Genomic DNA, 26,712 nt, shown 5'->3' on the forward strand with positions numbered 1-26,712 from the left:
TGATTTATCGGACACTGGGGCGGGCTGGGCGTACTGAAGGGGCGTACTGAAGGCGGGCGCTCTTTTACGAGGACGGTCCGTTTTCGGTCGCCTCTTACGAGGACGGCCCGTTTCCGGTCCCGAGCCATCCGGCCAGCTTGCCGCCCCGGCTGACCGCCCGGAGCCGCTGCTCCACGGCGTCCCGTACCGGGTCGGTGGCGACCACGAGGAGTTCGTCGCCGTGCCGCAGCACGGTGGTCGGCAGTGGCACGAACGAGGCGCCGTCGCGTACGACCAGGGTGACCGCGGCCCCGGCCGGAAGCCGCAGTTCCGCGATCTCGACGCCGTGCATCTTGGACTTCGGCGGGACCGGCACCGACAGGAGGTGCCCGCGCAGCCGCTCCAAGGGCGCCGACTCGATGCCCAGGTCGGCCGGGGTCTCGCCGGTCTCGCCGAGGTGCAGCGCCTTGGCGAGCCAGGGCAGCGTCGGCCCCTGGACCAGGGTGTAGACGACGACCAGCACGAAGACGATGTTGAAGATCCGCTCGCTGCCCTCGATCTCGGTGACCATCGGGATGGTCGCGAGAATGATGGGCACGGCGCCGCGGAGCCCGGCCCAGGACATCAGTGCCTGCTCGCGCCAGGGCAGCCGGAACGGCGCCAGGCTGAGCACCACGGAGAACGGCCGGGCCACCATGGTCAGGATGAGCCCGATGGCGACCGCCGGCCAGATGTCCATGAGCAGCGTGCTCGGCGCGGCGAGCAGGCCGAGCAGGACGAACATGCCGATCTGCGCGATCCAGCCGAGCCCGTCCGCGAAGCCCCGGGTGGCCGGCCAGTGCGGCAGTTTGGAGTTGCCGAGCACCATCGCGGCCAGATAGACGGCGAGGAAGCCGCTGCCGTGGGCCAGGGCCCCGGCCGCGTACGCCGAGATCGCGATGGCCATCACGGCGATCGGATAGAGGCCGGAGGCGGGCAGCGCCACATGGCGGAGCCCGAAGGCGCCGAGCCAGCCCACGGCGAGCCCCACGGCGGCGCCGATGGTGAGCTGCAGGGCGATCTCGCCGATCAGGGTGTACCAGGAGTGGATCGGTCCCGTGGTGGAGAAGGCCACTACGAGGATCACCACGGGGGCGTCGTTGAAGCCGGACTCGGCCTCCAGAACGCCTGTGACGCGCTTGGGCAGTGGCACCCTGCGGAGCACCGAGAAGACCGCCGCGGCGTCCGTGGAGGAGACGACGGCACCGATGATCAGGGACTGCTGCCAGTCCAGGCCGACCAGGTAGTGCGCACCCGCGGCCGTGACGCCCACGCTCACCGCGACGCCCACCGTCGACAGCACCGAGGCGGCCGGCAGCGCGGGTCGGATCTCCTTCCACTTGGTCCCCAGACCGCCCTCGGCCAGGATCACGACGAGGGCGGCGTAGCCGATCACCTGGGTCAGTTCGGCGTTGTCGAACTGGATGTCGCCGAAGCCGTCCTGACCCATCGCCACCCCGATACCGAGGTAGAGGAGCAGGCTGGGGAGCCCGCTGCGCGACGAGATGCGGACCGCGACCACCGCGACGAGCAGCACGACGGAGCTGAGGAGGAGGAGCTGGTTGAGCTGGTGGACAGTCAGGGGCCATTCCTTCCACGCGTAACGAAACCGGGTACTTCGTTACCTTACCTAATCGTTTACGGTTCCTTGACGCCGCCCCCCGTTCCGGACTCCCGCCCTCCGCACCGATCGATCGCCAGGCCTGCCGGATTCCCGACTCCCCGTCCGAGGCCGCTGTGCCCTGCGCCTAAGGTTGCTCCCGAACAACAGCACCGACCGCACGGCCAACAGCACCGAATGCACGGCCTGTCCGGCCGACCGCACAGCCGCTCCCGCCGCTCTAAGCCGCTCGAAAGACAGCAAGGACAGCGATGCCCGCCAACACAAGCGCCTCTTCCGGCGAGAAGCCCGGGAAGAAGAAGGGGCGACGTGCCCGCCTGATCGTGATCGCGCTGGTCCTCGCGCTCGTCGCGGGTGTGGGCTTCGGCGCGTACTGGAGCCTCAGCACCGTGCGCGCCTCCCTGCCACTGACCAAGGGATCGATCCGACTCGACGGCCTCGCGGGCCCGGTGGACGTACGCCGGGACGGCAACGGCATTCCGCAGATCTATGCCGAGTCCGACGCGGACCTGTTCATGGCGCAGGGCTTCGTGCAGGCCCAGGACCGGTTCTGGGAGATGGACGTACGGCGGCATCTGACCTCCGGTCGGCTCTCCGAGATGTTCGGCAAGGACCAGATCGAGAACGACGAATTCCTGCGCACCCTCGGCTGGCACCGGGTCGCGCAGCAGGAGTACGAATCCAAACTCTCGCCGGAGACGAAGAAGTACCTGCAGGCGTACGCCAAGGGAGTCAACGCCTATCTCGACGGCAAGAGCGGCGATGAACTGTCCGTCGAGTACGCGGCGCTCGGCTTCACCAGTGACTACGAAGTAGAGAAGTGGACCCCGGTCGACTCGGTGGCCTGGCTCAAGGCGATGGCCTGGGACCTGCGCGGCAACATGCAGGACGAAATCGACCGCTCTCTTATGTACAGCCGCCTTGGCCCCCAGCAGATCAAGGACCTGTACCCGGAGTACCCGTACGACCTGCACAAGCCGATCGTGCAGGAGGGCGCGCTCGACCCCGCCACCAAGTCGTACGACCCGGAGGGGACCGCGACGCGGACGCAGGGAACGTCCGCTGCGGGCACCGACAGCGGCAGCGCTACCGGCAATACCGGTTACAGCGGTGACGCCACAGGGGCGGGCGGCGGCGCCGGTCTCGCCGGCGGGAACACCGCGTCCGACGGCATGACCACGCAGCTCTCCGGACTCTCCAAGGTCCTCAACAAGCTTCCGGACGGCCTCGGTCCGAACGGCGACGGCATCGGCTCCAACTCCTGGGTCGTCTCCGGTAAACACACCACCAGCGGCAAGCCGCTCCTCGCCAACGACCCGCACCTGGCGCCCGAGCTGCCCTCCGTCTGGTACCAGATGGGTCTCCACTGCAGGAACGTCTCCGAGAAGTGCCGGTACGACGTCTCCGGCTACACCTTCGCCGGGATGCCGGGCGTGGTCATCGGACACAACCAGGACATTGCCTGGGGCATGACCAACCTCGGCGCCGACGTCACCGACCTCTACCTGGAGAAGATCCAGGGCGACGGCTACCTGTACGACGGCAAGGTGCAGCCGTTCAAGACCCGCAAGGAGACCATCAAGGTCGCGGGCGGCGCGGACAAGAACATCGTCGTGCGCGAGACCAACAACGGACCTCTGGTCTCCGACCGCGACAGCGAGCTGGGCAGGGTCGGCCAGGAGGCGCCCGTGGACAGCGCCGCGCCCGACCGGGCCGACGGCTACGCGGTCGCGCTGCGCTGGACCGCCCTGGACCCCGGCAAATCCATGGACGCGGTCTTCGAGCTGAACCGGGCCAAGGACTTCACCGACTTCCGCAAGGCGGCCGGACACTTCGAGGTGCCCTCGCAGAACCTGATCTACGCGGACACCAAGGGCAATATCGGCTACCAGGCACCCGGAAAGATCCCCACGCGCGCCAAGGGCCACAACGGCGCGCTCCCGGCCCCCGGCTGGGACGCCTCGTACCGCTGGACCGGCTGGATCCCGCAGACCGCGCTGCCGTACGAGTACAACCCGGAGCGCGGCTACATCGTGACCGCCAACCAGGCCGTGGTGGACGCCAAGAAGTACCCGTACAAGCTCACCGAGGACTGGGGTTACGGCGCCCGCAGCCAGCGCATCACCGACCTCATCGAGTCGAAGATCAAGAACGACGGCAAGATCTCGACCGAGGACATGCGCAAGATGCAGCTGGACAACAGCAGCGAGATCGCCAAGATGCTGACGCCCAAGCTGCTCAAGATCGACGTCTCGGACCCGTACGTCCGTGAGGCGCAGAAGCTCCTCGAGGGCTGGGACTACACCCAGGACGCCGACTCGGCCGCGGCCGCGTACTTCAACGCGGTCTGGCGGAACATCCTCAAGCTCGCCTTCGGCAACAAGCTGCCCAAGGAGCTGCGGGTCGACGGCTCCTGCATCAGCGTCCCGCCCGCCGACAAGACCGGGCCGGTCGACGACCCCGACGCGCGGGTGCGCGAGTGCGGCGAGCGCGCTCCGGACCTGGCCCAGCCGGACGGCGGCGACCGCTGGTTCGAGGTGGTGCGCAGCATCCTCGACGACGAGGACAACGAGTGGTGGCAGTCGCCGTCCACGCGGCTCGACTCCGAGACCAAGACCCGCGACCAGCTCTTCGCGCGCGCCATGGAGGACGCCCGCTGGGAGCTGACCGCCAAGCTCGGCAAGGACGTCGACACCTGGAGCTGGGGCCGCCTGCACCGGCTGACCCTGAAGAACCAGACCCTCGGCACCGACGGCCCCGGCTTCATGCAGTGGCTGCTCAACCGCGGCCCCTGGGATCTGGGCGGCGGCGAGGCCGCGGTCAACGCCACCGGCTGGAACGCGGCGGGCGGCTACGACGTGATCTGGGTGCCGTCGATGCGGATGGTGGTGAACCTCAAGGACTTCGACAAGTCCAAGTGGATCAACCTGACCGGCGCCTCGGGCCACTCCGCCAGTGATTACTACATCGACCAGACCGAGAAGTGGGTGGACGGCGAACTGCTCGACTGGTCCTACTCGGAGAAGGCGGTCGAGGACGGCACCGAGAACCATCTGGTGCTCAGGCCGTAGGCCTTTTCGGCCGCCCCTCCGGGGGCGGCCGAAAGCGGCTGTCAGGCCGTGAACCTGCGGACCCCGCTCGGGGTCACCACCGCGTGCACGGGGTGGTCGTGCGGCTCCTCCGGGACCCGCGCGACCACCTCGTTCTCGTAGAGGAGCACGATCAGCGGCGGATGCGCCCGCGCGCGTGCGAGCCGCGCGAGGACCCGGTCGTACGAGCCGCCGCCGCGCCCCAGACGCATCCCCCGCCCGTCCACGGCGAGCCCCGGCAGCAGCACCGCGTCCGCCTCCAGAACGGCCTCGGGCCCGAGCCGCGCACCATCCGGCTCGAGGAGCCCGCGTCCGGCGCGCACCAGGTGCTCCGCGCCGTCGTACGCGCCCCAGTCCAGGTCGTTATCGGGCAGCAGCACCGGCAGCAACACCCGCACCCCGCGCGCGTGCAGGGCGTCGAGCAGCACGCGCGTGCCGGGCTCCGGGCCGACCGACACATACGCGGCCACGGTCCGCGCGCGGGCCAGCTCCGCAAGCCCGAGAGCCTGCTCGGCGAGTACCGCCGCCGTCTCCTGGACGTCATCCGGAGTCAACCGGCGCCTCATCTCCAGGAGTTCTCCGCGCAAGGTCGCCTTGTCAGCCTTGCCGCTCGAGTCAGCATCCACAGCCAGCTCACAAACCTCTCTAAGCGTGCGTAATGGGTCTCAATTAACCGGACCCACATCTTCCGCACATAGACACCGGTTACGCTGCAGGGCATGACTGAGTCGCACCCTACGATCACCAAGGCTGTCATCCCGGCCGCGGGCCTCGGCACACGCTTCCTCCCGGCCACCAAGGCCACGCCGAAGGAGATGCTGCCGGTCGTCGACAAACCGGCGATCCAGTACGTGGTCGAGGAGGCCGTCGCCGCGGGCCTGTCGGACGTCCTCATGGTCACGGGCCGCAACAAGCGCCCCCTCGAGGACCACTTCGACCGGAACTACGAGCTGGAGGAAGCCCTCGCCAAGAAGGGCGACCAGAACCGGCTCGCCAAGGTCCAGGAGTCCAGCGACCTGGCGACCATGCACTACGTCCGCCAGGGCGACCCCAGGGGCCTCGGCCACGCCGTCCTGTGCGCGGCCCCGCACGTCGGCAACGAGCCCTTCGCGGTCCTCCTCGGCGACGACCTGATCGACGCCCGCGACCCGCTCCTTCAGCGCATGACCGAGATCCAGGCCCGCGAGGGCGGCAGCGTCATCGCGCTCATGGAGGTCGATCCGGCGCAGATCCACATGTACGGCTGCGCGGCCGTCGAGCCCACGAACGAGGGCGACGTCGTCAAGGTGACCGGCCTGGTCGAGAAGCCGGAGCCGGTGGACGCCCCCAGCAACCTCGCGGTCATCGGCCGGTACGTCCTCGACCCCGCCGTCTTCGACGTCCTGCGCAAGACCGAGCCGGGCCGCGGCGGCGAGATCCAGCTCACCGACGCCCTGCAGCAGCTCGCCGCCGAGGAGAAGCTCGGCGGCCCGGTGCACGGCGTGGTCTTCAAGGGCCGCCGCTATGACACCGGTGACCGTGGCGACTACCTGCGTGCCATTGTCAGACTCGCGTGCGAACGTGAAGACCTGGGCCCGGACTTCCGGACCTGGCTTCGCCGTTACGTCACCGAGGAGATGTAGCACTTGAGCAGCAGCACGACGGCCACCGCCACCGACCCGACCCACATCTGGTCGGTGGACGAGCACTTGGACGACATTCTCGGCGCGGTCCACCCGCTCGAGCCGATCGAGCTGCAGCTGCTCGACGCCCAGGGCTGCGTCCTGGTCGAGGACATCACGGTGCCCGTCTCGCTGCCGCCCTTCGACAACAGCTCGATGGACGGGTACGCGGTCCGTACCGCCGATGTCGCGGGCGCCACCGAGGAGTTCCCCGCCGTCCTCGAGGTCATCGGGGACGTCGCGGCGGGCTCCCCCGGTGACCTGACCGTCGGCCCGGGCCAGGCCGCCCGCATCATGACCGGCGCTCCGCTGCCGCCCGGCGCCGAGGCCGTCGTACCCGTCGAGTGGACCGATGGCGGACTCGGCGAGGGCGCCGCCGGAACCATGGCCCCGCACAGCGCCGCCCCCGAGGGCGCCACCGGCGAGGTCCGCGTGCACCGCCCCGCCGAGGCCCGGGCGCACGTACGCGCGCGGGGCAGCGACGTCAAGGCCGGTGAGCGCGCCCTGGCCGCGGGCACCGTCCTCGGCCCGCCGCAGATCGGTCTCCTTGCCGCGATCGGCCGCGGCACCGTCCGGGTGCGCCCGCGCCCGCGCGTGGTCGTCCTGTCCACCGGCAGCGAACTCACCCAGCCCGGCGAGGAGTTGACCGAGGGCCGCATCTACGACTCCAACAGCTTCGCGCTCACCGCCGCCGCGCGGGACGCGGGCGCGATCGCCTACCGTGTGGGCGCCGTCGCCGACGACGCCGAGACGCTCCGGGCCACCATCGAGGACCAGCTGATCCGCGCCGACCTCCTGGTCACCTCGGGCGGCGTCAGCGTGGGCGCGTACGACGTGGTGAAGGAGACCCTGCAACACGCCGGGGAGTGGTCCGGCGACGGCAGCGGCGGCAGCGGCGTCGAGTTCCGCAAGCTCGCCATGCAGCCCGGCAAGCCGCAGGGCTTCGGCGCCATCGGCCCCGACCACACCCCGCTGCTCGCCCTGCCCGGCAACCCGGTCAGCTCGTACGTCTCCTTCGAGCTGTTCGTCCGCCCCGCCATCCGCGCCCTGATGGGCCTCAAGGACGTCAGCCGCCCCACCACGAGCGCCGAGCTGCGCGCCGACCGGCCGCTGTCCTCCCCGAAGGGGAAGCGCCAGTTCCTGCGCGGGACGTACGCACAGGGGACGGTCACTCCCGTAGGGGGCGCCGGTTCCCACCTCATCGCCGCCCTGGCCCGGGCCAACGCCCTGATCGTCGTCCCGGAGGAGACCACGGAGGTCGCCCCCGGCGCCGCCGTGGACGTGATCCTCCTCGGGTGAACCCGCCCCGGTACGGGTACCGTGTCTGCCCACACGAGACAGGCCCCACCGGGCCCGACGGGGAGCGCAGGCAGATGAGCACGCACGAGCGACTGACGCACATCGACGAGGCGGGCGCGGCCCGCATGGTCGACGTATCCGAGAAGGACGTGACCGCGCGCACCGCCCGCGCGAGCGGCCGCGTCCTCGTCTCGCCCCGCGTGGTCGAGCTGCTCCGCGGCGAGGGCGTACCCAAGGGCGATGCCCTCGCCACCGCGCGCATCGCGGGCATCATGGGAGCCAAGCGCACCCCCGACCTGATCCCGCTCTGCCACCCGTTGTCAGTGTCGGGTGTCAAGCTTGATCTGTCGGTCGCCGACGACGCCGTCGAGATCCTCGCCACCGTGAAGACCACCGACCGCACCGGGGTCGAAATGGAGGCCCTGACCGCCGTCTCGGTCGCGGCCCTCACGGTGGTCGACATGGTCAAGGCGGTCGACAAGGGCGCGGTCATCACGGACGTCCGCGTCGAGGAGAAGACGGGCGGCAAGTCCGGGAAGTGGAGCCGGTCGTGAAGGCACTCGTCGTCACCGCGTCCAACCGCGCGGCGGCCGGGGTGTACGAAGACAAGGGCGGCCCGATCCTCGCCGAGGGCCTGCGCGGCCTGGGCTTCGAGGTCGAGGGCCCGCAGGTCGTGCCCGACGGCGACCCGGTCGAGGCGGCGCTGCGCGCGGGCGTCGAGGCCGGGTACGACGTCATCCTCACCACCGGCGGCACCGGCCTGACCCCCACCGACCGCACCCCGGAGGCCACCGCGGCCGTCCTCGACCGCGAGGTGCCGGGAATCGCCGAGGCCATCCGGGCGTTCGGCCGGGACAAGGTGCCCGCCGCCGCGCTCTCCCGCGGCCTCGCCGGACTCGCCGACCGCACTCTGATCGTGAACCTGCCGGGCTCGTCCGGCGGCGTCCGGGACGGCCTCGCCGTACTGGAAGGAATCCTGGTCCACGCGGTCGAGCAGATCCACGGCGGCGATCACCCAAGACCGGACAGCGGATCCCACGGGAGCGAGAGCTGAACCTAACCTCCTGGCCCGTCGTGCTGGCGGACGGCGATATCGTCCTCCGCCCCATAAAGCTGCGCGATCAGCGCGCCTGGCGTGAGGTCAACCGGCGCAACCGCGACTGGCTGCGCCCCTGGGAGGCGACCATTCCGCCGCCGGGCCCCAGCGGTCCGGTGGTGCACCGCCCGACGTACCGGCAGATGGTCCGTCATCTGCGCGCCGAGGCCAACGCGGGCCGGATGCTGCCCTTCGTCATCGAGTACCGGGGGCGCCTGGTCGGCCAGTTGACGGTCGCGGGAATCACCTGGGGCTCGATGTGCTCGGGCCATATCGGCTACTGGGTGGACGAGTCGGTGGCGGGCCGCGGCGTGATGCCGACCGCGGTGGCGCTCGCCGTGGACCACTGCTTCCGTACGGTCGGACTGCACCGCATCGAGGTCTGCATTCGCCCCGAGAACATGCCGAGCCGTCGGGTCGTGGAGAAACTCGGATTCCGCGAGGAGGGCCTTCGCCCACGCTATCTCCACATTGACGGCGGCTGGCGGGACCATCTCGTCTTCGCGCTCACCGCGGAAGAGGCCCCGGAAGGGTTGCTGAACCGCTGGCACCGGTCACGACCTCGAAACACCGAAATAAAATAAGTGTTCGAAAAAAGCCGGTAGTTGACCGCGAATATGGCATCGCGGGGCGCCAATCGAAGGCTGCTGATCGCATCAGTCACAAAAAAGTTTCGAGATATCAGCCAGATCGTGCGACACACCGGGCCAATTGGCAGATGGCCTCACGCAAACCCCTCTACCGTGTGAGGTGTGAGCAGCAGCGGCCTCATCTACGCAGTCATCGTCGGGGCCTGGGCCGCCTACTTGGTGCCGATGTGGCTCCGTAGGCAGGACGAGCTCAATGAAGCTCGTCCGACGGAACGCTTCAGCACCGCCATCCGGCTGCTTTCCGGACGGGCGGGGATGGAGCGCCGGTACGCCAAGGGCCTGCGGACGCGGACCGAGGGGGAGGAACCCTCGGCCGAAGCCGACCCGGACGCTGTCACGGAAGCCCTCACGGGCGCCGTCGACGTCCGGGCCTTTGCCGTGCCTCCGGACACTCCGGACGCTCCGGACGTTGAAGGCGCAGCGCCCCCGCACGGCAGCAAGCGCTCCGGGCGGCAGGAGCAGCGGGAGCGGTCCGGCGCCGAGGAGCGGGCGGAGCGGCGCGCCGTTGCCGAGGCCGCGGCGCGCGCCCGGCGCTCCAAGGTGCTCGCCCGGCGCCGCCGCACCACGGTGATCCTCTTCCTCGCCTTCACGCTCGGCTCGGTCGTCGCCGCCGTGGGCGGGCTCGCCTTCCTGTGGGCCCCGGCCGTGCCCGCCGTACTGCTCAGCGCGTACATCGCGCATCTGCGCGCCCAGGAGCGTCGCCGCTACACGTACACGATGGACCGCCGCCGCGCCGAGGCCGCGGCGAAGCGGCTGCGCGAGCGGCGCCCCGGCGAGCGGCGCTCCGCGGGTGCGGCCGCCGGTGAGCGGTACGACCGGCAGGCCGGGGAGGGGGGCGACGAGGGGTACGCAGGGCAGCCGGAGCCCTCCGGCCCCGGGGTCTCCTCGCTCGCCGCCGACCGGCGTGCCCTGGTCGAGCAGACCGACCACGCGGAGTGGGTCGACCAGCAGCGCGAGCGGGAGCGGGGTGCGGCCCGCGGCGACAGCTGGGAGCCGGTGCCGGTCCCGCTGCCGACCTACGTCACCGCACCGGTCGCCCCGCGCGCCAGCGGCAGCGTCGACCTCGGCGCCCCGGACACGTGGAGCTCGGCCCGGTCCAGCGCGGCGGAGCCGACGAAGGGCGCGCGGGACGCTGCCGCCCGCGGCGCCGCTGCCCGTGACAGCCGTGACAGCCGTGACAGCCGTGACAGCCGTGACAGCCGTGACAGCCGTGACAGCCGCGACGCCCGTGGTGGCGGCAAGGCGGCACAGGGCGGCGCAACCGGCGCCGCGGAGGACCCGTCCGGCCAGGGCGCCGAGGGTGCCGAGGGCGCCGAGGGTGGCGCGGAGCGCCGGGCTTCCGGCTCCACCGGGTCGGCTTCCGGGCGCCGGGCCGGTGCGCGGCGTCGGCGGGATCGTGGCCGTACCCCGCTGTTCGACCAGTACGCGGACGGTGACCGGCCCCGGGCTGCCAACGAGTGAACGCCGGTAGCTGACCAGCGGGGAACGGATTTCCAAGCACCCCGACGGGGGTGCTAAGGTTTCTCTCGTTGCAAGGGCCTGTGGCGCAGTCCGGTAGCGCACCTCGTTCGCATCGAGGGGGCCAGGGGTTCAAATCCCCTCAGGTCCACTTGCAAAGGAGATCCCGTCCGATCGAAAGATCGGGCGGGATCTTCGTCGTTTCCGGGGCCTTCTGCTGTGTGGGGTGGGTCGAACGGCCCGGGTGGGGTGGGCCGAAGGGCTGATACGGGGTGGGCGGGTGCCTGGCTACCTTTGAGGGATGCTGTGCCGCTTCCGTCCGGTTGTCGCCGTCTGTGGTGCCGTGCTGCTCGTCGCGGTGCTCGCGGGCTGTGCCGAGCCTCGGGGGCTGTATGTGCAGGGGCCCAGGGTCACGCCCTCGCAGGTGACCGGGCCCGTGTATGTGGCCGACTCGATGGGGCAGCCGTTGCGGCGGCCGACCTCGATCGGGCTCACCGAGTTCGTCTCGCTCTCCGAGCTGCGCTGGGGGGACTGGGGCGGGGCGACGGCGCGGGCCTCCGGGAAGCTGAGCGGCAGTTGGTGTCTGCCGGGGTGTGACGACAAGCCGTACGACGTGACCGTGACGCTCAGCGGGCTCGAGAAGCAGGAGCGGGTCGCCTACTACCGGCGGGCCACGGTCGAACCGGGACCCCATGAGGAGCTGCCGAAGGAGGCCGTGCGGGTGCAGCTTCAGGGGATCCGGCTGACGGTGCCGACGTTCTGAGCCGGTGTCGTTCTCCGTCGGCGTGCTGAGCCGGTTGCGTTGTGAGTTGGTGTTCTGAGAGGCCCATGGGACTGCGTACGAAGATCGGGATCGCCATCGCGGGTACCGCCGCCGTGGTGTCCGTGGTGATGGGGCTGCTCGTGCACCACCGGAGCGTGGACGCGCAGTTCGAGGGCGCCGTGGGGCAGATCGGGGACCGGCTGCAGACCGCCGTGCAGGATCACGCGGCCGGGGTCGATGCCGCGTCGAGCCTGGTCAACCCGCCGGATCTGCCCAAGTCGTTGGGCGAGGCGGTGGAGCAGGGGCAGTGGGGGGTGTATCTGGAGCAGGACTCCACCGGGATGCCGTGGCTGTGGGCGGCGAGCAAGGACGGTGACGATGTCGTCGCGCTGCGGCGGCCGTATCAGCGCGAGGTCGCGACCGTACGGGATCTGGACCGGGTGCTCTGGATGGCCGGGGGCATCGGGACGGCCCTGGCCGTGGTGGCCGGGCTGCTCGTCGCCACACGGCTCGGGCGACGGCTCACCGCCTCGGCGGATACGGCGCAGCGGATCGCGGACGGGGATCTGACGGCACGGCTTCCGCTGCACGGCAAGGACGAGATCACCCGGCTGACCACGGCCGTGAACACCATGGCCGACGCGCTCGCCGCGCGGCTCCAGGCCGAGCGCGAGGTGACCGCGAACATCGCACACGAGCTGCGGACGCCGGTGGCCGGGATGGTGACCGCCGCAGGGCTGCTGCCTCCTGGCCGCCCCTCGGAGTTGGTGCGGGGCAGTGCGCAGCGGTTGCGGGAGCTGGTGGATGACGTGATCGAGGTGGCGCGGCTCGATGTCTCGGCGGAGCAGGCGGAGGCGGAGGTGTGCGGGCTCGGGGCGCTGGTGCGGAATGCGGCCGCGGCCGGTGCCGCCGGTGCCGCCGGGGCGGACGGGATGAACGGGACGAACAGAATAAACGGGGCGGACGGTGTGATGGTGACCGTGGTGCGGGATGCCGAGGTCGAGACCGATCCGCGGCGGGTGGAGCGGGTGGTGGCCAACCTGGTGAGCAATGCGCTGCGGCATGGGGCCGTGCCGGTGTCCGTGGAGGTCTCGGACGGGGTCGTACGGGTGCGGGACTGCGGGCCCGGGTTTCCGGAGGCTGTGCTTACGGGTGGGCCGCAGCGGTTCCGTACGGGGGAGCGGGACAAGGGGCTCGGTCTTGGGCTGACCATTGCGCAGGGGCAGGCGCGGGTGCTCGGCGCGCGGCTGCGGTTCGAGAATCCCTCCGGGGGCGGGGCGTTGGCGGTTCTTGATCTGAGGGGGTCCGTGCGGGCATAGGCCTGAGCCGTCCGCAGGGGCGTCCGGCGACGGGGGCTGTGCCCACCCTTCCCCAAGCTCTCAACTTCGTTCGAGCAGGGGAGACCCCACTCGCCCTGCGGAACGACTGCCCACAGCGGTAAGACTCAGAGAGGCTTCGCCAGGCAGCGGCTCTCTTCGTGGAAGCGGTAGTACCCGAACTTCGCGCACGGCTCGTAGCCCGCCGATGCGTACAAGGCCAGGGCCTCCGGCTGCCTGGTGCCGGTCTCCAGGACCATGCGGGTGCGGCCAGCAGCACGCGCGTCCTCCTCCAGGAGGACCAGGATGCGGCGGGCCAGGCCCGTCCCGCGGGCCTCGGGGACCACGTACATGCGCTTGAGTTCGGCGTCGCCGTCGGCGTACCCCTCGTCGTTTTCGTCCTGCGTGCGCCAGCCGCCGGTGGCGACGGGGCGGTCGTGGGCGTCGTACGCGACGAGGAAGAGGCCGCGTGGGGGTGTGAACATCGCCGGGTCGAGCGGGGTGGCGTCGCCTTCCGGGTCGCCGTAGCGCGCCGCGTACTCGAGCAGGACCTGGGTGCTGAGCTTCACAGCGTCGGGGTGGTCGTAGGCGACCGGTCGTATGTCCATAGGAATCCAGTGTGCCGGTACGGTGTCGGGGTGCTGACTGTGACCTCTGTGAATGTGAATGGGCTGCGCGCCGCCGCCAAGAAGGGCTTCGTCGAGTGGCTGGCCGCGACCGACGCCGACGCCATCTGTCTCCAGGAGGTGCGGGCCGAGCCGCAGCAGCTGCCGGACGGGGTCGGGCAGCCCGAGGGATGGCACGTCGTGCACGCACCCGCCGAGGCCAAGGGCCGTGCCGGGGTGTCGCTCTACACCCGCCGCGAGCCGGACGCGGTGCGGATCGGCTTCGGGTCGGAGGAGTTCGACGCCAGCGGGCGGTACGTCGAGGCGGACCTGCCCGGTGTCACGGTCGCGAGCCTGTATCTGCCCTCGGGCGAGGTCGGCACCGAGCGGCAGGACCAGAAGGAACGGTTCATGGCCGAGTTCCTGCCGTATCTGAAGGAGCTGAAGGCGCGGGCCGCCGCGGACGGGCGCGAGGTCGTGGTCTGCGGTGACTGGAACATCGCGCACCGCGAGGCCGACCTGAAGAACTGGAAGGGCAACAAGAAGAACGCCGGGTTCCTGCCCGAGGAGCGGGCCTGGCTGAGCGAGGTCTTCGAGGAGTACGTCGACGTGGTGCGGGCGCTGCACGCGGACGACGACGCCGGGCCGTACTCGTGGTGGTCGTACCGCGGGCGGGCCTTCGACAACGACTCCGGCTGGCGCATTGACCTTATTGTCAGTTCGCCCGGCCTGGCAACGAAGGCCGTCAAGGCGTACGTGGAGAAGGCCGCCAGCCATGCGGAGCGGTGGAGTGATCACGCACCGGTCACGGCCGTGTTCGACGTGTAGCTAAGGCGCGTTCGGAGGCCCGAAGATGAAGCAAGGTCCCTGCTTCTTTCAACAACTTCCCTAAGAGATCCATCAAGGAAGTTGTTCGAAGAAGCAGGGACCTTGCTTCACGGCATGGGGGCGGTCCGGTCCGTCGAGCCGTCCTAGCGCCGTCGCTCGGCGGACCGGGGTCTATGCGGCCAGACCTTGCCCGGCGGGACCAGCCACTCCGTGCCCCCGCCCTCGGGGCGCAAGAACGCCGTGGGGCGTTTGCGGCGCTTCCCCGGAAGGTCGGACGGGTCCTCGTAGTCCCGGATCACGTCGCGCAGGACGCCAATGCGTCCGGCATCGTCCACGACGCGCTGGCCGATGTACGCACGCGTGATCACTTCGTGGCTCCCGGACAACTGTCGGCGTGGCGGTAGATCACGACGGGTGGTCCCGAGGGAGGCTCCAACGTGCCTCGGTGTACGGGCTCCAGTCTCTTGATCGGCTGCATGCAGGCGGAGCACTGGTTTCCCTGGGGCGCGTACGTGACGTACTCCCAGCGCCCTGCGATCGTCTCTGCTTTGGTCGTGTTGGCCATCACATCGTCGCCGTCCCCTCGTTTCTCACTGGCGTGATCGTCCCGTGGGCCGCTGGGACGGAGGAACCTCGTACGTTTCCCACTTCGGGACGTCCCGCAGGGGGTAGAACGTCCCTCAAGGGTGTCCGGGAGAGGGGAGGCGCGGACCGTGCCGAATGAGCGTCTGCGGGCCGTCATGGCCTCTGGTGGGTGGACCCACGCGGGTCTGGCCGATGCGGCGGGCGTCGACCCCAAGTCGGTTGAACGGTGGGTCAATCTGGGCCGGACTCCGAGGCGGGCGACGGCCCTCAAGGCCGCTGAGGCGCTGGGGGAGGACGTGCACGCGCTGTGGCCGTCTCTGCGCCAAGCACGGGCCGCGCGAGCGGTGAGCCCCGAACTTGTAGCGCTGTACGGCCAGCGGGCCGACCTGCCAGTGTCGGTCTTCGTGGAACTCCTCGCGCAGGCCCGCCAGCGGATCGATGTGCTGGTGTACGCGGCCGTGTTCCTGCACGAGGCGTACCCCAGGCTCAATGACCTGCTACGGGAGCGCGCTGCCGACGGGTGCGCGGTTCGCATTGCCGTGGGCGACGCGGAGAGCCCCAACGTCCAACAGCGTGGCCAGGAGGAGCGGTTCGGGCATGGCATCGAGTCACGTTGTCGGCTGGCCCTCCTGCACTACCAGCCTCTGGCGGGCGTCCCCGGGATCGAGCTGCGGACGCATGGGACGACGCTCTACAACAGCGTGTATCGCGCGGACGATCAGATGTTGGTCAATGCCCATGTGTGGGGTGCGAACGCCTACGGTGCGCCCGTGTGGCATCTGCGCCGGAACGTTGATGGGGGCATGTTCGACACCTACGCGGCGAGCTTCAGCGTCGTGTGGGAGGTCGCCCGACCCGTGGAAGGGTGAGCCCATGGCCCGCACCGAGTACTACGACGACCCGAACGCGCCGGAGCCCAACAGCCTGGTGGTGGCGGCCTCCGCCGTGGTCACCGATGGCCAGGGGCGCATCCTGCTCCAAAGGCGCCGTGACAACGACCTCTGGGCACTCCCGGGCGGCGGGATGGACATGGGGGACTCGCTGCCCGGCACGGCCGTCCGGGAGGTCAAGGAGGAGACGGGCCTGGACGTGGAGGTCACCGGCCTTGTCGGCACGTACACGGACCCTCGGCACATCATCGCTTACAGCGACGGAGAGGTGCGCCGACAGTTCAACGTGTGCTTCACGGCGCGGGTCGTCGGCGGGGAGTTGGCCATCTCGGACGAGAGCACTGAACTCCGCTTCGTGGAGCCTGCGGAACTGGACTCCCTGCCTATGCACCACACGCAGAGGCTGAGGCTTTGGCACTACATGGAAGATCGGGACGCTCCTTACCTGGGGTAGTCGAACTGAGCAGCAAGCTGGTGAGGACTTACGTCACATGCCAAACACAGGTGAGACCTTCGAGAGTTACGTTCAATTTATCTACGAGACTCTGCTGGGCGCCCAGGGGAAGAATATCTCGGTCTCCAGGAGGGCGACCGTCTTCGATAATCACGGAAACTCCTACAACATCGATGTTTTCTATGAATTTGATGTGGCGGGAGTGCATCATCGGGTTGCAATTGAGTGTAAGGACACTCGTCGGCCGGTGGAGCGTGATGATGCGATTGCTTTCGTGGGAAAAATTCGCGACCTGCCGAGCACTATCGGAATCTTCATCTCGAAGAGTGGATTTCAACCTGCTGCAAAGAAGTATCTTAAAGATCACGGGGTCGTGCACTACAGCGGGGGTGACTTGCCGCACCTCGGGAGTGTCATTGCGTCCATGATCTCGCCGATTGCCATGCCTGATGAGTCAGCTGTCGGTCAACCCTTCTGGACTCTGATGCGGCAAGAAGAAGGGCACACCACGGGTGTTTGGTGCCTTCTGCAGGAACCTGGTAGTGATCGCCAGGGCGGGGTGCACGCGAAGGGGGGAAATCCTGCTGGAGCATTCCCGCTGTTTTTCTCGAAGCCGCAGGCCGAGTTGTTCTGGAAGCTCTACTACGGCGAGTCTCCGGAAGTTTGTGTTCGGGGTATTGAGCAGCCTGCGTTGAGGTTCCTCATGCTCATGGCTGACAGTGAAGGGCGCCAGTTCGCGATTTGTCAGCCATTTGATGATGAGGAGGGTCGACCTAAGATGATCTGTCAGGGGTGGACCGCTAGAGAGCTTGCTCGTGAATACTCGATGGTCGACATTTCTGCGAAGTTTGAAGGGGAGACCCATAAGGGTGGCCGCAGTCGTAAGTTTGGCGCCTCCAGGAGGCGTGGCAGATAGTCAGGTGGTTGAACCTAGCGCCCGGTAGAGCGTCGCGCGGCTCACTCCAAGGGCCTTGGCTATGGCCGTGACGCTCTCGCCCTTGGCCTTGCGGGCCTTGGCGGCGGCGAGCTTGTCGGCGTCCATGACAGCCGGCCGCCCTCCCGTACGGCCCTGCGCCTTGGCGGCCTCAAGACCGGCGCGGGTCCGGTCCTTGATGAGTGACCGCTCGAACTCCGCCATGGCGCCGACCACTTGCAGCATGAGACGTCCGTCCGGGGTGTTCGGGTCGATGCTCGCCAGTGCGCCTGTCAGGACCTTGAAGCCGATCCCGCGTTCCTTCAGGCCGTCAACCATGGTCACCAGGTCGATCAGTGAGCGGGCGAAGCGGTCCAGCTTCCAGACGCACAGAGTGTCGCCAGGGCGGAGGTAGTCCAGTGCGGCGGCCAGCTCCGGGCGGTCGGTGGTCTTGCCGCTGGTCTTGTCCGTGAAGACCCGCGCGCAGCCCTCCTCCTGGAGCGCATCGAGCTGAAGCTGTGCTTCCTGTTCATCCGAGCTGACCCGTGCGTAGCCGATGAGGTGTCCCGTGTTCCCCGCCATGACCCAACTGTCTCATAACTCGTCTCAGAACGACAATAGGTTCGAATGGGTTGTGAGACGAGTTGTGGACACGATTTCGGTGCGTCTGGGGTGGCTGGCAAGGTGTCTCAGAAACAATCGTTTTTGGACGCCTGTCCGCTGGCTACTCTCTGCCGTCTTGCACCCTTGTGAACCCGTACAGCCTTGGAGCTGCTGAGACTCAGCGGTCCCCGGGTTCGAGCTGGAGGGGGCACTCCCCACCCCGTCCCCCATCGAGGAGGTGAAGCCAAAACCGTGCTTCGCCGTACAACTTCCCTAGGGGAAACCATAGGGAAGTTGTACGGCGAAGCACGATGCACAGCGCGGGCAACGGGACGACCCGGCGGCGACGGTTCTTGGGATCGTCGTCGTAACTTCATCAAGGCCCGCGCACGGCGCGGGCGCGCACCGTCTTCGGCGCGGCCTGCCTCCTGTCTTCGCCCCGGCTGGCCGCGCCCGGCGGCGCGCTCGCGGCTGCGGGCAGAAGGTGGAAGAACCCCGCTGTGGCTGGGGCGGTCGGCTCCACGGCTTTAGACACCATGGGGTGGGCCACGAAGATCATGGCCCCACGTCGTGCTTTACCGAGCAGGTCCACAGACCGCCCGACTCGCCGGGAGCTCGCGGCAATCACTGAGAATCTTTCGCCCTCAGCACCGCACGAGCAGCTACGAGCATGGAATGAACAGCCTCTGCACTCATGCTCAACTTGTCAGACCCGCGCCGTTGCGGAATGGAAAAGTGCGATCCAGTCACGCGTTCGGAAATTATTGCCCCCTTAACCAGGAATGGCTTAAACTCTTCAGGCTGAGGCGGAACATGAACGACCAGAAGATCTCCACCATCGACGGAGATTACCTCAATCTTTAGCCCCTCAATCGAAGGTACAACCTTCTCGTGCAGCACTTGCGCGTAAGTTTGCACCAGAATAGTGCCGGGCCTGCAGGGCGTAACCTCACTCAGAACGTCCCTCCCAACACGATCGCGCTCAGTCCCGATACCGACAACCAGAATTCCACCATCAGTCGAGTTGGCCAAGGACGTCACATCGCAGGCAAATTCATACTTCTGCGATCGCGAAGATATTCCGTAATTCTTCCGCTTCGCTTCAAGCCAGTCCGATTCCGGTTGACCCAACAGTGCCTCCGGCTTACCGGCCAGGAGCAGGGTATAAGCGCCGAGGGGTGTGTCGGGGGTCGCATCACGGTGACCCAACAACACCCGCAAGCCTTCCGAGACCTCAGCACACCGGGATACCGTCCAATCGAGCGGGGGCAGCAATTCGACCTCGATCCCCAGCGGATCAATCGGGCCGCCTCCGCAGAACCTAACGCTTTCCACACGCACAGAAAGTCGCCGAAGGTAAAGCGTCGAACGCTCCTCGAATTCCTCCAAAGTTCGGACGAATTGATGCCTGACCGAGAAGATAAAGGTCAGCTCGCCGTCCGAGTTGAGCGAGAAGTTTTCATACTGACGCGGATTCTCCTCGCGAGCGTATGCGCGAGCCCATCTATCGTGCGGCGTGGAGATAACGCAAAAATCGACGGGGTAGCCGTCGGGGTTCTTATGGCCGGTCACAATAGCGGAGTCCGTCAAGGCCTGATGAATGGAGCTGAGAGTGACGGCAGCTATGGAGTCGCGCATAAAATCGCAACCACTCCTTTCCCTGACGACTGTACCGTCCGAAATCACCACTGCCTGCAGCTCTGCATTCCAGGTCACGTCCACTGCGGCAAACTCCCCACCCACGGCAACATGCAGTATTTGCTAGTGTCGCATTCCTCGCGCTCCGCCGCCCTCCTTATTCAGTGCGCGGGAACACGGTGGACGGCTCCGTGGAACCCGACTCGTGGAGGCGTGCCGCCGCAGGACAGTGGGACATGTGGGCAGATCGCCGAGGACCCCTGGCGACCCTCTTCGTGACATACACAGCTGACATCAACAGCAGCGGACAGCAGCAATCTTGAGCGGTCCGGCTCGGAAGAGGCACCCCTGGCACGATCAGGCCGAGCACTCGTGACCATGAGCTCCTAATGCCGGTGTCAACGATTCTCCTGGCGCTGTCGGACGTTCGGGCGTGGTACCTCCACACTCCCCACGATCACCAAGACGTGGCCCGCACCTCCCCGTACAGATGCTGTCCGACTCGCGCCGGGGGCACCAGGTCAAAGGCCCACCACCTACTAGTTTTAGTAGGTGGTGGGCCTTTGACATCCATGGCTGACATCAGCGTCTATGGTCTTGACGACCGGGGCGCCTCCTGAGCAGCCGGTCCATGTGGCTCATGGCCTCACGCTGAGTGTCCTGCACGACGTGTGTTGTAGACGTCCATAGTGATGCTGATCTGGCTGTGCCTGAGGATCTCCTTGACGACGCGGGGCGCCCCCTGCCGCAGTGAGGAACGTGACCGTGCCGTGCCGCGCATCGTGGAGTCGGATCACTCGGAGGTCGGCGGACTGGGCGACGCGGGTGAAGGACCGGTAGACGTTCCGGGGCTCGACCGGGCGGCCGGTGCGGGTAGTGAAGACGTAGCCGGACTCCTGCCACCTCTCCCCCGCCTTGGCCCGGGCAGCGGCCTGTCGCATCCGGTGCCAGCGCAGTGGCGCGATTTTGAGTTCAGTAGTGCCCCTTAAGGGCCGCTTTGGCGTGTTCCGTCGGGTGGGCCACCCTGGCACGCCAACGACCCACCCACCGAAGGTGGTTCGTGGGTGGGCCGTGCGCGGGGCGGGGGCTCAGTCGGCGTCGAGTGCGGCCGTCTCCAGGGTCAGTGCCTCCGGGTTCTCCTGGCGTCCGACGTCGAAGCTCAGGCGCTTGAGTGCGCGGTCCTTCATGTCGTGTGGGCGTCCTCCACGCGTGCCCTTGGCGCATTCCACGTGTGCGCCGGCGTCCAGGAGCAGGCGGCGGCGCCCCTTCTCGTCCCGCTCCTTCCAGAGGTCCCGGTACGTCTTGCCCGTGTCTCGCTCCTCGACGCGAGGCGGTGTGGCTGGCGTTGCTTCCAGGGCTTCCGCGCGGCGCTCCAAGGCGTCCACCTGTTCCTGCCAGACCTTCCGGCCCATGGCGGACCGTCGGGTGTCCTTGGTGGCATACAGGCCGCGCAACTCCTCCTCCAGCTCTGCGAGTTCCGGACCTGGGTCGTAACCAGGGTGCGTGACCTTTTCGGTCACCTTCATGTGCCCGAAGTGGCGCAGCATCTCGCCGGCCGTCCACTCCTCCGCCCACTCCTGCTTGATGGCTGCTGGCGCCTTGCAGGTGAAGCCGCGTGCCTGGGCTCGGCAGACGTAGACTGCGTAACCGTGGGCGGGGACTCGGTACATGCGGCCTTGGCAGCCCGCGCAGTGGAGCACCCCCAGGAGCAGCGCGCCCGTGTCCTTACGGTCGCCCCTCGGACCGCCCTCCCGGGCCTCCACCACAGATCTGATGCGGTCGCGTTCCTCACTCGTCAGGATCGGGTCGTCTGTGATCATCACGGGGTTGCCCTTGCGGTCCCGAACTGTGGCCCCGTTGTGGACCTGGTGGCCGAGCAGCGACGGGGACAGGAGCACCCGCTTGACCGTCTGGCTGACCCACTTGCGGCCCTTGGGGGTGCGGCCCTGGCGGGTGTCGTTCCAGTCCCGGGGCGTCATGACCTCCGTGGCGTTCAGGTGCGCCGCTATGGCGTTGGGGGTGTCTCCGTCCAGGAGCATGCGGATCATGGTCTCTATGGCTTCCACGCGCTCCGGGTCGGGTGCCAGCGTCCAGCCTTCCCCGCTGGCCAGTGGCATGGGCTTGTACCCGTACGGCGGCAGACCTCCGGCGTAGCGTCCTGCGGCCCGCAGGGCAGCGTTCGCGCCCGTCACGCGCTCCTTGATGGCCTGGGCCTCCATCTGGGCCGCGAACGCCAGGAGCATGATGATCAGTTCTGACATGACCGAGGTCATGTCCAGTTCCAGGGCGGTGCCTCCCGGGCCCTCCGCGAAGACGAGACGCTTGCCGTGTTGCTTCGCCCAGCGGGCCAGGTCCGCCATGTCGGCCATGGAGCGGACCGCGCGGTCCAAGCGCCACCAAATGATCACGTCGTAGTCGTCCGGGCGGGCCAGCCAGTCGCCAAGTTCCGGGCGCTGGAACGGCGTTGTCTTGCTGGCGGAGACGTCCAGGTCCTCCGCGTAGCCGACCACTTCCGCGCCCAGGCGGGACGCCGCCAGTTCACCCGCCTCTCGCTGGCGGGCCGGTGAGGTGGTCTCGTCGGTCTTCACGCTCAGGCGTATCGCTATCAGCGCGCGCAGGCCACGCGGCCCCGTGTTCTCCCCGCTCATGCGCATGATCGTCCCCCAGACAGCTAACTGTGTCTCCCCATTAATGGGCTGGCGGATCGACTACCACGTGGCGACGCCCGGGCTCGCCGAGCGGGCCGTGAAGGGGTTCGTGGAGCGGGCCGCCAGTCATGACGAGCGGTGGTCGGACCACGCGCCGGTGACCGTGGTCTACGAGCTCTGAGCCGTACGGTCACGACTCCCGGCTCAGGCGGCGGTCCAGGGCCATCGACAGTTCCGCCTCCACCACGGCCTTGGCCAGGGGGCGGAGTTTCTCCAGGGTCTCCATGGTGGCGTCCGGCTTGTGGGTGCCGATGATCGACGTGAACAACTCGGCCAGGGCGTCGGCGTGTTCGCGGACGCGGCGGCCCGCCGTCATCACCTCGGAGAGCGGGACTCCTTCGCGTACGAGCGCGACCGAGGCGTCCAGGAGGCGGCGGGAGATGTGCACGATCTCGTCGCCGTCGGTGCCGATGTAGCCGAGGTCCAGGGCGGCTTGGAGGTTTTCCGGGGTGACCTCGCCCTCGAAGTAGTCCGCGAGTTCTTCCGGTGTGAGGTGGACCGGGGTCTCCTCGGTGGGGCCGGAGGGGGCGCCGCCGGTCAGGCCGAGCAGGGCGCCGACGTCGCGGCCCGACTCGAAGGCCTCGGTCAGGTCGGCGATGGCGCTGAGCGTGTGGCCGCGTTCCAGGAGTGCGGCGATGGTGCGCAGGCGGGCCAGGTGGTGGTCGTCGTACCAGGCGAGGCGGCCCTCGCGGCGGGGTGGTGGGAGCAGCTTGCGCTCGCGGTAGAAGCGCAGGGTGCGCACGGTGATACCGGCCTTCTCGGCCAGTTCCGTCATGCGGTATTCGCGGATCGTCGGGTCTCCCGCCTTGCCTGCCATGTCCTCTGCTGAGTCTTCCGCTGCTTCGTCTGCCACGACGGGAGCCTATGCAATACCGCCGGTAACATTCCCGGTTCCAACCCCTACCCATGAGTACGACGCTGCTCTACTCTCTCCCCATTGCGCCAGTGATTACTGGCATAGTCATGAGCTTGGGGAGGCGGCGGCATGGGTGAGCACGAACCGGAGCATGTGCGCGTAGCGGTGATCGGGAGCGGCTTCGGCGGGCTCGGGGCCGCCGTGCGGCTGCGCCGCGAGGGCGTCACGGACTTCGTGATCCTGGAGCGGGCCGGTGCCGTGGGCGGCACCTGGCGGGACAACAGCTATCCGGGGTGCGCCTGTGACGTGCCCTCGCATCTGTACTCGTTCTCGTTCGCGCCCAACCCGGACTGGCCGCGCGCCTTTTCCGGGCAGGAACACATCCGTCAGTACCTGGAGCACGTCACCGACACCTTCGGGCTGCGGCCGCACATCCGGTTCGACTCCGAGGTGAAGCAACTGCGTTGGGACGCGGGCGAGCTGCGCTGGGAGCTGACGACCAGCGCCGGGTCGCTCACCGCCGACGTCGTCGTCTCCGCCACCGGGCCGCTCTCCGACCCGCAACTCCCGGACATCCAGGGCCTCGACACCTTCGAGGGCAAGATCTTCCACTCCGCGCAGTGGGACCACGACTACGACCTCACCGGCAAGCGCGTCGCCGTCATCGGCACCGGGGCGTCCGCGATCCAGATCGTCCCGTCCATACAGGCCAAGGTCGGCAAGATGACGCTGTTCCAGCGCACCCCGCCGTGGGTGATGCCGCGGGCCGACCGGAAGATCAGCGGCGTGGAGCGGTGGCTGCACCGGCAGTTGCCGTTCACCACCGCACTGCGCCGCGGCGTGCTCTGGGGCATCCGGGAGTTGCAGGTCCAGGCGTTCACCAAGCGTCCGAACGAGCTGGGCATGATCGAGGGCCTCGCCAAGGCGAACATGCGCCGCGCCATCAAGGACCCCGTCCTGCGGGACAAGTTGACCCCGGACTACCGCATCGGCTGCAAGCGCATCCTGCTCTCCAACACGTACTATCCGGCGCTCGCACAGGCCAACGTCGACGTGGTGGCGAGCGGGCTGCGCGAGGTGCGCGGCCATACGCTGATCGCCGCCGACGGGACGGAGGCCGAGGTCGACGCGATCGTCTTCGCCACCGGCTTCCACGTCACGGACATGCCGATCGCCGAACGCGTCGTCGCCGACGACGGCAGCACCCTGATGGACAGCTGGAGCGGCGGGATCAAGGCGCTGCGCGGCGCCACTGCCAGCGGGTTCCCGAACTTCATGACGGTCATCGGGCCGAACACCGGGCTCGGGAACTCCTCGATGATCCTCATGATCGAGTCCCAGCTGAACTACATGGCCGACTATCTGCGGCAGTTGGACCTCCTCGGCGGCCGGGACGGCCGGGCCGCGCTTGACGCGCGCGAGGAGGCGGTGACCGCGTGGAACCGCCGTGTCCAGGAGCGGATGGAGCGGACCGTGTGGACCACGGGCGGCTGCCAGAGCTGGTACCTGGACGCCCATGGCGTCAACACCACGCTGTGGCCGGGCACGACGACCGAGTTCCGCAATGCCACGCGCCGCGTCGACCTGGGGGAGTACGAGGTGCTGCGCCCGTCCGCCCCCGTGGTCCCGCTCCAGTCCGTACCGACGGACGCGAGCAAGGGGCGTACGAACAAGGGACGTACGAACAAGGGACGTACGAAGAAAAAAGGGGCCGTGGAGATGACATCGGAGGCAGGCGCATGAGCAGGCTGACCCGAGGCGCGTCCGGGCCCTTCGCACCGCCGCCCGCCGCGCGCGAGCTGACCGCCGTCTCCGCGGACGGGTCCCGCCTTCATGTCGAGGTGCACGGGCCTGTCGAGGACACAGCCGCGCCGGCCGTTATCCTCGCGCACGGCTGGACCTGCTCCACGGCCTTCTGGGCCGCGCAGATACGGGAGTTGGCGGCCGACCACCGCGTCATCGCGTACGACCAGCGCGGGCACGGGCGCAGCCCCGCCCCCGCCGGGCCCGCCGGGTACAGCACCCGGGCGCTCGCCGACGACCTGGAGGCGGTGCTCGCCACCGCCCTCGAGCCGGGTGAGAAGGCCGTGCTCGCCGGGCACTCCATGGGCGGCATGACGCTGATGGCCGCCGCCGCGCGCCCCAAGTTCCGCGAGCACGCGGCGGCCGCGCTGCTGTGCAGCACCGGAGCGCATGACCTGGTGGCCGAGTCGCGGGTGCTGCCGCTGCGGGCCGGGCGGCTTCGGACCCGGCTCACCCGGTCGGTGCTCGGGTCGCGGCTGCCGCTCGGGCCGGTGACTCCGGTCTCCAAGCGGATTCTGCGGTACGCGACGATGGGGCCGGGTTCCGCTCCGGCGAAGGTCGACGTGTGCGCGCGGATCGTGCACGCGTGCCCGCGGCGGGCCCGGTACGGCTGGTCGCATGTGCTCGGCGAGCTCGAACTGCTCGACGGAGTACGGGAGTTGGCGGTGCCGACCGCGGTCGTCGCCGGGACCGTGGACCGGCTCACGCCGCCGGTGCACGCCCACCGCCTGGTCGCGGAACTGCCGCACTGCGTGGGGCTCACCGAGCTCGCCGGGCTCGGCCATATGACGCCGGTGGAGGCGCCGGAGGCGGTGACCGGGCGGATCCGGGAGCTCGTCGACGCGTACGTACGGGACAGGACAGGGCACGGGCACGGGCACGGGCACGGACACGGGCACGGGCACGAGGAATCCGAGGTCGGTAAGGGAGCGGGGAGCGTATGAGCAAGGTCAGCCTGGACGGTCAGGTCGTCGTCGTCACCGGAGCGGCGCGCGGGGTGGGTGAACTGCTCGCCCGCAAGCTGTCGGCGCGGGGCGCCAAGATCGCGCTCGTCGGCCTGGAGCCGGACCTGATGAAGCAGGTCGCGGAGCGGCTGCACACCGAGAGCGACTGCTGGCACGCGGACGTCACCGACCACGAGGCGATGGCGCGGGTCGCGCAGGACGTCAAGCAGCGCTTCGGCAAGGTCGACATCGTCGTCGCCAACGCCGGGGTGGCCAGTGGCGGGCCCTTTGTGCAGTCGGATCCGGTGGCGTGGCGGCGGGTGATCGAGGTCAATCTGATCGGGTCCGCGGTGACGGCGCGGGCGTTTCTGCCGGTCCTGATGGAGAGCCGCGGGTATCTGCTGCAGATCGCCTCGCTCGCGGCGATCACGCCTGCGCCGATGATGACGGCGTACTGCGCGTCGAAGTCCGGCGTCGAGGCGTACGCGCATGCGCTGCGGGCCGAGGTCGGGTACAAGGGCGTGAAGGTCGGGGTCGGGTATCTGTCCTGGACGGATACGGACATGGTGCGGGGCGCCGACCAGGACGACGTGATGCGGGAGCTGCGGCAGCGGCTGCCGTGGCCGTCCAACAAGACGTATCCGCTGGGGCCCGCGGTGGATCGGATCGTGGCGGGGATCGAGCGGCGGTCTGCGCATGTGTATGCGCAGTGGTGGCTGCGGGGGATGCAGGGGATTCGCGGGTATCTGCCTGCGCTCATCGCTGCCGTCGGGCAGCGGGAGGTACGGAGGTTCGAGCCGAGGCTCTCCGAGGTGGGTACGGGGCTCGTGGGCGCCGGAGGCGCGGCGGACGAGGCTTCGCGGGGCTGAGGCAGGTAGTCCAAGCAGTACCAAGGGGGCGCACCCGGAGCGAGA

The 26,712-nt window shown here is 68.7% G+C and carries 23 protein-coding genes, 1 tRNA gene and 2 pseudogenes; 18 read left to right on the top strand and 8 right to left on the bottom strand.

The features are described 5' to 3' along the window. Positions 1-94 precede the first annotated feature (94 nt). A complete protein-coding gene (locus ACWD10_RS03070; protein ID WP_451086535.1) occupies positions 95-1,600 on the bottom strand; it encodes a potassium/proton antiporter in 1,506 nt (501 codons plus the stop codon). 290 nt (positions 1,601-1,890) lie between these two features. Here ACWD10_RS03070 and ACWD10_RS03075 point away from each other — a divergent pair, with 290 nt between their 5' ends. Beyond that, the gene (locus ACWD10_RS03075; protein WP_451086349.1) at positions 1,891-4,710 is read left to right on the top strand and encodes a penicillin acylase family protein; all 2,820 of its coding nucleotides are present in this window, start codon (positions 1,891-1,893) and stop codon (positions 4,708-4,710) included. A gap of 41 nt (positions 4,711-4,751) precedes the next feature. Here the strand turns inward: ACWD10_RS03075 and ACWD10_RS03080 are convergent, their stop codons facing one another. Further along, positions 4,752-5,354: a 5-formyltetrahydrofolate cyclo-ligase gene (locus ACWD10_RS03080; protein WP_451086351.1), complete on the bottom strand. Its 603-nt coding sequence runs from the start codon at positions 5,352-5,354 to the stop codon at positions 4,752-4,754. 93 nt (positions 5,355-5,447) lie between these two features. Here ACWD10_RS03080 and galU point away from each other — a divergent pair, with 93 nt between their 5' ends. From galU to ACWD10_RS03125, 9 genes are all read left to right on the top strand, one after another. Beyond that, positions 5,448-6,350: a UTP--glucose-1-phosphate uridylyltransferase GalU gene (gene galU / locus ACWD10_RS03085; protein ID WP_451086353.1), complete on the top strand. Its 903-nt coding sequence runs from the start codon at positions 5,448-5,450 to the stop codon at positions 6,348-6,350. 3 nt (positions 6,351-6,353) lie between these two features. Beyond that, the gene (gene glp, locus ACWD10_RS03090) at positions 6,354-7,688 is read left to right on the top strand and encodes a molybdotransferase-like divisome protein Glp (RefSeq protein WP_451086355.1); all 1,335 of its coding nucleotides are present in this window, start codon (positions 6,354-6,356) and stop codon (positions 7,686-7,688) included. A 74-nt stretch (positions 7,689-7,762) separates the two neighbouring features. Further along, the gene (gene moaC, locus ACWD10_RS03095) at positions 7,763-8,242 is read left to right on the top strand and encodes a cyclic pyranopterin monophosphate synthase MoaC (RefSeq protein WP_451086357.1); all 480 of its coding nucleotides are present in this window, start codon (positions 7,763-7,765) and stop codon (positions 8,240-8,242) included. Further along, a complete protein-coding gene (locus ACWD10_RS03100; protein WP_451086359.1) occupies positions 8,239-8,742 on the top strand; it encodes a MogA/MoaB family molybdenum cofactor biosynthesis protein in 504 nt (167 codons plus the stop codon). The genes moaC and ACWD10_RS03100 overlap by 4 nt, the downstream gene beginning before the upstream one ends. Next, entirely contained in the window at positions 8,739-9,368 is a 630-nt protein-coding gene (locus tag ACWD10_RS03105) for a GNAT family N-acetyltransferase (protein ID WP_451086537.1), read from the top strand. Before ACWD10_RS03100 ends, ACWD10_RS03105 begins: the two co-directional genes overlap by 4 nt. 168 nt (positions 9,369-9,536) lie before the next feature. Beyond that, positions 9,537-10,895 carry a divisome protein SepX/GlpR gene (gene sepX / locus ACWD10_RS03110; RefSeq protein ID WP_451086361.1) on the top strand — a complete coding sequence of 453 codons (1,359 nt, stop codon included), beginning with the start codon at positions 9,537-9,539 and terminating at the stop codon, positions 10,893-10,895. Between the two features lie 74 nt (positions 10,896-10,969). Further along, positions 10,970-11,043, top strand: a tRNA-Ala gene (locus tag ACWD10_RS03115). Positions 11,044-11,193: 150 nt separating this feature from the next. Beyond that, positions 11,194-11,655: a hypothetical protein gene (locus ACWD10_RS03120; protein WP_451086363.1), complete on the top strand. Its 462-nt coding sequence runs from the start codon at positions 11,194-11,196 to the stop codon at positions 11,653-11,655. A 65-nt stretch (positions 11,656-11,720) separates the two neighbouring features. Further along, positions 11,721-12,974, top strand: coding sequence for an ATP-binding protein (locus ACWD10_RS03125; protein WP_451086365.1), 1,254 nt, complete (start codon positions 11,721-11,723; stop codon positions 12,972-12,974). A gap of 125 nt (positions 12,975-13,099) precedes the next feature. On the opposite strand, the gene ACWD10_RS03130 is transcribed toward ACWD10_RS03125, so the two are convergent. Beyond that, a complete protein-coding gene (locus ACWD10_RS03130; protein WP_451086367.1) occupies positions 13,100-13,579 on the bottom strand; it encodes a GNAT family N-acetyltransferase in 480 nt (159 codons plus the stop codon). 30 nt (positions 13,580-13,609) lie between these two features. Between ACWD10_RS03130 and ACWD10_RS03135 the strand changes: the two genes are divergently transcribed. The 4 genes from ACWD10_RS03135 (at position 13,610) to ACWD10_RS03150 (ending at position 17,249) form a co-directional block, all read left to right on the top strand. Beyond that, a complete protein-coding gene (locus ACWD10_RS03135) occupies positions 13,610-14,404 on the top strand; it encodes an exodeoxyribonuclease III (RefSeq protein WP_451086369.1) in 795 nt (264 codons plus the stop codon). A gap of 713 nt (positions 14,405-15,117) precedes the next feature. Next, positions 15,118-15,858 carry a helix-turn-helix domain-containing protein gene (locus tag ACWD10_RS03140; RefSeq protein ID WP_451086371.1) on the top strand — a complete coding sequence of 247 codons (741 nt, stop codon included), beginning with the start codon at positions 15,118-15,120 and terminating at the stop codon, positions 15,856-15,858. A 4-nt stretch (positions 15,859-15,862) separates the two neighbouring features. Continuing rightward, positions 15,863-16,333: an NUDIX domain-containing protein gene (locus ACWD10_RS03145; RefSeq protein ID WP_451086373.1), complete on the top strand. Its 471-nt coding sequence runs from the start codon at positions 15,863-15,865 to the stop codon at positions 16,331-16,333. 37 nt (positions 16,334-16,370) lie between these two features. Beyond that, positions 16,371-17,249 carry a restriction endonuclease gene (locus ACWD10_RS03150; protein ID WP_451086375.1) on the top strand — a complete coding sequence of 293 codons (879 nt, stop codon included), beginning with the start codon at positions 16,371-16,373 and terminating at the stop codon, positions 17,247-17,249. Here the strand turns inward: ACWD10_RS03150 and ACWD10_RS03155 are convergent, their stop codons facing one another. The 4 genes and pseudogenes from ACWD10_RS03155 to ACWD10_RS03170 all read right to left on the bottom strand — a co-directional run bounded on the left by ACWD10_RS03155 (position 17,250) and on the right by ACWD10_RS03170 (position 22,135). Then, positions 17,250-17,828, bottom strand: coding sequence for a recombinase family protein (locus tag ACWD10_RS03155; RefSeq protein WP_451086377.1), 579 nt, complete (start codon positions 17,826-17,828; stop codon positions 17,250-17,252). A 645-nt stretch (positions 17,829-18,473) separates the two neighbouring features. Then, positions 18,474-19,571 carry an AlbA family DNA-binding domain-containing protein gene (locus ACWD10_RS03160; RefSeq protein WP_451086379.1) on the bottom strand — a complete coding sequence of 366 codons (1,098 nt, stop codon included), beginning with the start codon at positions 19,569-19,571 and terminating at the stop codon, positions 18,474-18,476. 498 nt (positions 19,572-20,069) lie between these two features. Continuing rightward, a pseudogene (locus tag ACWD10_RS03165) lies at positions 20,070-20,458 on the bottom strand (tyrosine-type recombinase/integrase); the annotation flags it as partial. 117 nt (positions 20,459-20,575) lie between these two features. Beyond that, on the bottom strand, positions 20,576-22,135 hold the full coding sequence (locus ACWD10_RS03170; RefSeq protein WP_451086381.1) for a recombinase family protein: 1,560 nt from the start codon (positions 22,133-22,135) through the stop codon (positions 20,576-20,578). Between the two features lie 46 nt (positions 22,136-22,181). On the opposite strand from ACWD10_RS03170, the pseudogene ACWD10_RS03175 reads away from it, so the two are divergent. After that, positions 22,182-22,316, top strand: a pseudogene (locus tag ACWD10_RS03175) (exodeoxyribonuclease III); the annotation flags it as partial. Between the two features lie 9 nt (positions 22,317-22,325). On the opposite strand, the gene ACWD10_RS03180 reads toward ACWD10_RS03175, so the two are convergent. Further along, positions 22,326-23,012, bottom strand: coding sequence for a MerR family transcriptional regulator (locus ACWD10_RS03180; protein ID WP_451086539.1), 687 nt, complete (start codon positions 23,010-23,012; stop codon positions 22,326-22,328). Between the two features lie 168 nt (positions 23,013-23,180). Here ACWD10_RS03180 and ACWD10_RS03185 point away from each other — a divergent pair, with 168 nt between their 5' ends. From ACWD10_RS03185 to ACWD10_RS03195, 3 genes are read left to right on the top strand one after another with little or no spacing between them, the layout of a single operon-like run. Continuing rightward, the gene (locus ACWD10_RS03185; RefSeq protein WP_451086383.1) at positions 23,181-24,794 is read left to right on the top strand and encodes a flavin-containing monooxygenase; all 1,614 of its coding nucleotides are present in this window, start codon (positions 23,181-23,183) and stop codon (positions 24,792-24,794) included. After that, positions 24,791-25,798: an alpha/beta fold hydrolase gene (locus ACWD10_RS03190; RefSeq protein WP_451086385.1), complete on the top strand. Its 1,008-nt coding sequence runs from the start codon at positions 24,791-24,793 to the stop codon at positions 25,796-25,798. Before ACWD10_RS03185 ends, ACWD10_RS03190 begins: the two co-directional genes overlap by 4 nt. Continuing rightward, a complete protein-coding gene (locus ACWD10_RS03195) occupies positions 25,795-26,667 on the top strand; it encodes an SDR family oxidoreductase (protein ID WP_451086387.1) in 873 nt (290 codons plus the stop codon). The genes ACWD10_RS03190 and ACWD10_RS03195 overlap by 4 nt, the downstream gene beginning before the upstream one ends. Positions 26,668-26,712: the final 45 nt, after the last annotated feature.

Source organism: Streptomyces sp. NPDC002851, from assembly GCF_053591935.1.

Excerpts from the sequence above, each read along its gene's own strand:
- moaC (WP_451086357.1), top strand. The coding sequence starts at position 7,763 with ATGAGCACGCACGAGCGACTGACGCACATCGACGAGGCGGGCGCGGCC.
- ACWD10_RS03185 (WP_451086383.1), top strand. The coding sequence starts at position 23,181 with ATGGGTGAGCACGAACCGGAGCATGTGCGCGTAGCGGTGATCGGGAGC.
- ACWD10_RS03145 (WP_451086373.1), top strand. The coding sequence starts at position 15,863 with ATGGCCCGCACCGAGTACTACGACGACCCGAACGCGCCGGAGCCCAAC.
- ACWD10_RS03170 (WP_451086381.1), bottom strand. The coding sequence starts at position 22,135 with ATGAGCGGGGAGAACACGGGGCCGCGTGGCCTGCGCGCGCTGATAGCG.
- ACWD10_RS03125 (WP_451086365.1), top strand. The coding sequence starts at position 11,721 with ATGGGACTGCGTACGAAGATCGGGATCGCCATCGCGGGTACCGCCGCC.
- galU (WP_451086353.1), top strand. The coding sequence starts at position 5,448 with ATGACTGAGTCGCACCCTACGATCACCAAGGCTGTCATCCCGGCCGCG.
- ACWD10_RS03180 (WP_451086539.1), bottom strand. The coding sequence starts at position 23,012 with ATGGCAGGCAAGGCGGGAGACCCGACGATCCGCGAATACCGCATGACG.
- ACWD10_RS03120 (WP_451086363.1), top strand. The coding sequence starts at position 11,194 with ATGCTGTGCCGCTTCCGTCCGGTTGTCGCCGTCTGTGGTGCCGTGCTG.
- ACWD10_RS03195 (WP_451086387.1), top strand. The coding sequence starts at position 25,795 with ATGAGCAAGGTCAGCCTGGACGGTCAGGTCGTCGTCGTCACCGGAGCG.
- ACWD10_RS03130 (WP_451086367.1), bottom strand. The coding sequence starts at position 13,579 with ATGGACATACGACCGGTCGCCTACGACCACCCCGACGCTGTGAAGCTC.
- ACWD10_RS03150 (WP_451086375.1), top strand. The coding sequence starts at position 16,371 with ATGCCAAACACAGGTGAGACCTTCGAGAGTTACGTTCAATTTATCTAC.
- ACWD10_RS03190 (WP_451086385.1), top strand. The coding sequence starts at position 24,791 with ATGAGCAGGCTGACCCGAGGCGCGTCCGGGCCCTTCGCACCGCCGCCC.
- ACWD10_RS03075 (WP_451086349.1), top strand. The coding sequence starts at position 1,891 with ATGCCCGCCAACACAAGCGCCTCTTCCGGCGAGAAGCCCGGGAAGAAG.
- ACWD10_RS03155 (WP_451086377.1), bottom strand. The coding sequence starts at position 17,828 with ATGGCGGGGAACACGGGACACCTCATCGGCTACGCACGGGTCAGCTCG.